This is a genomic window from Aeromonas sp. QDB18, assembly GCF_027705325.1.
Taxonomy (GTDB): Bacteria; Pseudomonadota; Gammaproteobacteria; order Enterobacterales; family Aeromonadaceae; genus Aeromonas; species Aeromonas caviae.
The window spans coordinates 1-1,459 of sequence record NZ_JAPDBQ010000279.1 but is presented as its reverse complement, the minus strand read 5'-3'; the positions used below and the strand labels follow the sequence as shown (position 1 = coordinate 1,459).

The window sequence follows — 1,459 nt, the reverse complement described above, 5'->3', positions numbered from 1 at the left end:
AGCCGGCTGGAATGACGACTATCGGGCTCAGTTATTCTTTGGTTAAAATATCAACAAAGTGTGCTCCCGCCCTGTGTCAGGCGTGGCATCTGACCCAAGTGCGGGCCCCGCAACGGCGATTGTGAAGTGGGACGGAACAGCTGCTGGGTTCAAAGGCATGTTTCAACAACGAACTGGCATTGGCATTTGTTTGGATGAACTGGGCTCATTGTCTAGTAACGATCCGCTTCAGTTTGCCTATTCGGTGACGGGTGGACAGTCGAGAGTACTTGGCAATTTGAAGGGCACAGGTAATAGGAGCCCATTGGCATCGAATGTTTGTGCTCCCTCTTCGGGGGAGGAATCCTTCAAGGAACTGCTAGAGCGGAGCAAGGCGGGCACTAAAGGGGGGATATTCGTCAGACTGCTGGATATTGAGATGATGGCGGAGGATGTCGCGCTGGCGGGTGAGAGCCTTGAGCTGACTCGTCGCCGGGTGAATGGCCTTAAAGCTGCAACCTCTCAGTACTACGGTACGGCGATGCCTGCATATATTCAGGCGCTGTTGAATATGCCAGACATCGATAACCCTGCTGATTTAGCGGTTATCTTTGCTGCTAAGCGTGAGGAGTGCCAAGAGTGGCTGATGAGTCGCTCGGGATTAGAAAACCCTCCGCCTCTTGCTGCTCGTGGTGCTGGTTGCTTCGCAAACGTCATGGCAGCGGGGCGATTGGCCGTTGAGCTAGGTATTCTGCCGTTTGATGTGGCGTATGCAGATAATGCAGTTTTGGTATGCTTCCGACGGTGGCTCATGTCGATGGAAGGCATCATGGATGATGTCACCAGAGAGGCTTATCGGTTATTGGATACGCTCTCCGAGCAACGAAGAAAGATCCACATCGGCAAGCCATCCATGGAAGTGCGGGAGCTATTAGGATTCACGGAAGACGGAAAGCTTTATGTCGAAATGACCCAGCTTCAGAAACTGTTGACAAGCAAGCCGAAGCTGGTCATGAAGTGGCTTCGTGAAAACGGGTACATAGTGCACTATGCTGACGGACGATATGTCAAAGAGATCGTAATAGACAGCCTTCCTGGCAATTATTACGTATTCTCGGTGAACAAGGTATTTCAATTTAGAAGCCCGCTATTTGATGAACGGACTGAGAGCCTCGTCCAACCTTGCAGTACTGGTTCATCAACGGCCCCTGGCTCCCCCGCTCCGAGTTTCACCCGCCGCGCGACGAGCGAGACGGGGTGCGTGATGGTTGAGTCCTCACCAGACATGCCAGAGATATCGGTGGAAGTCGAAAAATTCTAAAAAATGAAAGGGGGCCAGTGCGAACTGGCCCCTTTGCTTTTATGGGATCCGGTGGCAAAAGCAGGCAGCAAGGGGAGGAACGCTTAACCATCCCCTCGTATGAGCGAGGCGTGGCGCGGCTTCTGAGGTATGATCGCCATCCTTGACCAGCTAATACCC

General features: G+C 52.7%; 1 protein-coding gene. It reads left to right on the top strand.

Annotation, left to right across the window (positions count from 1 at the left end):
* Nucleotides 1-58 precede the first annotated feature (58 nt).
* Nucleotides 59-1,300 carry a DUF927 domain-containing protein gene (locus tag OKC30_RS20845; RefSeq protein ID WP_333563112.1) on the top strand — a complete coding sequence of 414 codons (1,242 nt, stop codon included), beginning with the start codon at nucleotides 59-61 and terminating at the stop codon, nucleotides 1,298-1,300.
* Nucleotides 1,301-1,459: the final 159 nt, after the last annotated feature.